The organism is Enterococcus viikkiensis, assembly GCF_005405345.1.
GTDB lineage: Bacteria > Bacillota > Bacilli > Lactobacillales > Enterococcaceae > Enterococcus_A > Enterococcus_A viikkiensis.
The window spans coordinates 1-5054 of the sequence record NZ_BJDW01000041.1; the positions used below are offsets into that span (position 1 = coordinate 1).

Below are 5054 nucleotides of genomic sequence, written 5' to 3' on the forward strand. Positions count from 1 at the left end.
GCGTGGCGACGTCCTAATCTCACAAGGGGCAACCCCTCACTACAATCGGCGCTAAGAAGCTTAACTTCTGTGTTCGACATGGGAACAGGTGTATCCTTCCCGCTATCGCCACCACACTATTTGTTTGAGTTGAGTAAACTTCGTTCACTCAAAACTGGATCAGAAACTTTCTTAAACAACCTTGAATCAATTTTTGGTTAAGTCCTCGATCGATTAGTATCAGTCCGCTCCGTACATCACTGCACTTCCACTTCTGACCTATCTACCTGATCATCTCTCAGGGATCTTACTTTCTTAAAGAAATGGGAAATCTCATCTTGAGGTGGGCTTCACACTTAGATGCTTTCAGCGTTTATCCCTTCCCTACATAGCTACCCAGCGATGCCTCTGGCGAGACAACTGGTACACCAGCGGTAAGTCCATCCCGGTCCTCTCGTACTAAGGACAGATCCTCTCAAATTTCCAACGCCCGCGACGGATAGGGACCGAACTGTCTCACGACGTTCTGAACCCAGCTCGCGTGCCGCTTTAATGGGCGAACAGCCCAACCCTTGGGACCGACTACAGCCCCAGGATGCGACGAGCCGACATCGAGGTGCCAAACCTCCCCGTCGATGTGGACTCTTGGGGGAGATAAGCCTGTTATCCCCAGGGTAGCTTTTATCCGTTGAGCGATGGCCCTTCCATGCGGAACCACCGGATCACTAAGCCCGACTTTCGTCCCTGCTCGACTTGTAGGTCTCGCAGTCAAGCTCCCTTGTGCCTTTACACTCTGCGAATGATTTCCAACCATTCTGAGGGAACCTTTGGGCGCCTCCGTTACTCTTTAGGAGGCGACCGCCCCAGTCAAACTGCCCATCTGACACTGTCTCCCACCACGATTAGTGGTGCGGGTTAGAGTGGTCATAACACAGGGGTAGTATCCCACCAGCGCCTCTGTCGAAACTAGCGTCCCGACTTCTACGGCTCCTACCTATCCTGTACATGTGGTACAAACACTCAATATCAAACTGCAGTAAAGCTCCATGGGGTCTTTCCGTCCTGTCGCGGGTAACCTGCATCTTCACAGGTACTAAAATTTCACCGAGTCTCTCGTTGAGACAGTGCCCAAATCGTTACGCCTTTCGTGCGGGTCGGAACTTACCCGACAAGGAATTTCGCTACCTTAGGACCGTTATAGTTACGGCCGCCGTTTACTGGGGCTTCAATTCGTACCTTCGCTTACGCTAAGCACTCCTCTTAACCTTCCAGCACCGGGCAGGCGTCAGCCCCTATACGTCATCTTTCGATTTTGCAGAGACCTGTGTTTTTGATAAACAGTCGCTTGGGCCTATTCACTGCGGCTGATCTTTCGATCAGCACCCCTTCTCCCGAAGTTACGGGGTCATTTTGCCGAGTTCCTTAACGAGAGTTCTCTCGCTCACCTTAGGATTCTCTCCTCGACTACCTGTGTCGGTTTGCGGTACGGGCCGTTGTTTTCTCACTAGAAGCTTTTCTCGGCAGTGTGACATCAGGAACTTCGGTACTATTATTTCCCTCCCCATCACAACTTGTCCTTAGAGAAGCAAGCATTTGACTCGCCTCAAGACTCATTGCTTGGACAGACATTTCCAATCGTCTGATTCCTTAGCCTCCTGCGTCCCTCCATTGCTCAAACAAAAACAACGGGTACAGGAATATCAACCTGTTATCCATCGCCTACGCCTTTCGGCCTCGGCTTAGGTCCCGACTAACCCTGGGCGGACGAGCCTTCCCCAGGAAACCTTAGTCATTCGGTGGACAGGATTCTCACCTGTCTTTCGCTACTCATACCGGCATTCTCACTTCTAAGCGCTCCAGCAGTCCTCACGATCTACCTTCAACGCCCTTAGAACGCTCTCCTACCAACACACCTAATGGTGTGTTCCACAGCTTCGGTAAACTATTTAGCCCCGGTACATTTTCGGCGCAGGGTCACTCGACTAGTGAGCTATTACGCACTCTTTAAATGGTGGCTGCTTCTGAGCCAACATCCTAGTTGTCTGTGCAACCCCACATCCTTTTCCACTTAATAGTTATTTTGGGACCTTAGCTGGTGGTCTGGGCTGTTTCCCTTTCGACTATGGATCTTATCACTCACAGTCTGACTCCCAGAGATGAATGGATGGCATTCGGAGTTTATCTGAATTCGGTAACCCGAGATGGGCCCCTAGTCCAAACAGTGCTCTACCTCCATCATTCTTACTCTGAGGCTAGCCCTAAAGCTATTTCGGAGAGAACCAGCTATCTCCAAGTTCGTTTGGAATTTCTCCGCTACCCACACCTCATCCCCGCACTTTTCAACGTACGTGGGTTCGGTCCTCCAGTGCGTTTTACCGCACCTTCAACCTGGACATGGGTAGATCACATGGTTTCGGGTCTACGACCACTTACTCATTCGCCCTATTCAGACTCGCTTTCGCTACGGCTCCGTCTTTTCAACTTAACCTCGCAAGTAATCGTAACTCGCCGGTTCATTCTACAAAAGGCACGCTATCACCCATTAACGGGCTCTAACTTGTTGTAGGCACACGGTTTCAGGATCTATTTCACTCCCCTTCCGGGGTGCTTTTCACCTTTCCCTCACGGTACTGGTTCACTATCGGTCACTAGGGAGTATTTAGCCTTGGGAGATGGTCCTCCCGGATTCCGACGGAATTCCTCGTGTTCCGCCGTACTCAGGATCCTCCTAGGTGCCAGTCAAATTTTGTCTACGGGGCTTTTACCCTTTCTAGCAGACCTTTCCAGGTCCTTCGACTATTTCACTGGACTACCATATCGGAGTCCTACAACCCCAAGAGGCAAGCCTCTTGGTTTGGGCTTTTCCCGTTTCGCTCGCCGCTACTCAGGGAATCGAATTTTCTTTCTCTTCCTGCAGGTACTTAGATGTTTCAGTTCTCTGCGTCTACCTCTAATCAGCTATGTATTCACTGAAAAGTAACATCCTATAAAAGATGCTGGGTTCCCCCATTCGGAAATCTCCGGATCAAAGCTTACTTACAGCTCCCCGAAGCATATCGGTGTTAGTCCCGTCCTTCATCGGCTCCTAGTGCCAAGGCATCCACCGTGCGCCCTTATTCACTTAACCTTATCTTGACTTTCGTCAAGGGTCTTACTAATTCCCATGAGCGATCATGTTCCTTAGTAATAAATAAGCAATTGAACTTATTAAAAAACTCATTCAACGCGGTGTTCTCGGTTTGTTTAAAAAAATGTGTTTCTGTATCCAGTTTTCAATGAACGATTTTTGAGAGTAGACCTCTCAAAACTGAACGAATAAAAGCAAGCCTGTGTAGTTTCCGTAACGTTCATCTTAGATGAACTATATCCTTAGAAAGGAGGTGATCCAGCCGCACCTTCCGATACGGCTACCTTGTTACGACTTCACCCCAATCATCTATCCCACCTTAGGCGGCTGGCTCCAAAAGGTTACCTCACCGACTTCGGGTGTTACAAACTCTCGTGGTGTGACGGGCGGTGTGTACAAGGCCCGGGAACGTATTCACCGCGGCGTGCTGATCCGCGATTACTAGCGATTCCGGCTTCATGTAGGCGAGTTGCAGCCTACAATCCGAACTGAGAGAAGCTTTAAGAGATTAGCTTAGCCTCGCGACTTCGCGACTCGTTGTACTTCCCATTGTAGCACGTGTGTAGCCCAGGTCATAAGGGGCATGATGATTTGACGTCATCCCCACCTTCCTCCGGTTTGTCACCGGCAGTCTCGCTAGAGTGCCCAACTAAATGATGGCAACTAACAATAAGGGTTGCGCTCGTTGCGGGACTTAACCCAACATCTCACGACACGAGCTGACGACAACCATGCACCACCTGTCACTTTGCCCCCGAAGGGGAAGCTCTATCTCTAGAGTGGTCAAAGGATGTCAAGACCTGGTAAGGTTCTTCGCGTTGCTTCGAATTAAACCACATGCTCCACCGCTTGTGCGGGCCCCCGTCAATTCCTTTGAGTTTCAACCTTGCGGTCGTACTCCCCAGGCGGAGTGCTTAATGCGTTAGCTGCAGCACTGAAGGGCGGAAACCCTCCAACACTTAGCACTCATCGTTTACGGCGTGGACTACCAGGGTATCTAATCCTGTTTGCTCCCCACGCTTTCGAGCCTCAGCGTCAGTTACAGACCAGAGAGCCGCCTTCGCCACTGGTGTTCCTCCATATATCTACGCATTTCACCGCTACACATGGAATTCCACTCTCCTCTTCTGCACTCAAGTTTCCCAGTTTCCAATGACCCTCCCCGGTTGAGCCGGGGGCTTTCACATCAGACTTAAGAAACCGCCTGCGCTCGCTTTACGCCCAATAAATCCGGACAACGCTTGCCACCTACGTATTACCGCGGCTGCTGGCACGTAGTTAGCCGTGGCTTTCTGGTTAGATACCGTCAAGGGATGAACATTTTACTCTCATCCTTGTTCTTCTCTAACAACAGAGTTTTACGATCCGAAAACCTTCTTCACTCACGCGGCGTTGCTCGGTCAGACTTTCGTCCATTGCCGAAGATTCCCTACTGCTGCCTCCCGTAGGAGTTTGGGCCGTGTCTCAGTCCCAATGTGGCCGATCACCCTCTCAGGTCGGCTATGCATCGTTGCCTTGGTGAGCCGTTACCTCACCAACTAGCTAATGCACCGCGGGTCCATCCATCAGTGACGCAAAAGCGCCTTTCAAAGTAAAACCATGCGGTTTTACTTGTTATACGGTATTAGCACCTGTTTCCAAGTGTTATCCCCTTCTGATGGGCAGGTTACCCACGTGTTACTCACCCGTTCGCCACTCTTTTTCTTTCGGTGGAGCAAGCTCCGGTGAAAGAAAAAGCGTTCGACTTGCATGTATTAGGCACGCCGCCAGCGTTCGTCCTGAGCCAGGATCAAACTCTCATAAAAAGTGTTTGAAACAATCTTGCGATTGTTAAGCTCAATTGTAATAATTGACTTGCTAGCATATTGCTTGCTATGTTGTTTGCTTCTATAAAAGAAGCGCCCTACACATTTGGTTTGTTTTATTCGTTCAGTTTTCAAAGGTCTAC

At 50.0% G+C, this 5054-nt stretch carries 3 rRNA genes; all 3 read right to left on the reverse strand.

The features are described from left to right. Positions 1-116, reverse strand: a 5S ribosomal RNA gene (gene rrf / locus FFM67_RS12170). A 77-nt stretch (positions 117-193) separates the two neighbouring features. Then, positions 194-3106: ribosomal RNA gene (locus FFM67_RS12175) — 23S ribosomal RNA — on the reverse strand. Positions 3107-3352: 246 nt separating this feature from the next. Further along, positions 3353-4911: ribosomal RNA gene (locus FFM67_RS12180) — 16S ribosomal RNA — on the reverse strand. Together the 16S, 23S and 5S rRNA genes form the textbook arrangement of a ribosomal RNA operon. Positions 4912-5054 lie beyond the last annotated feature (143 nt).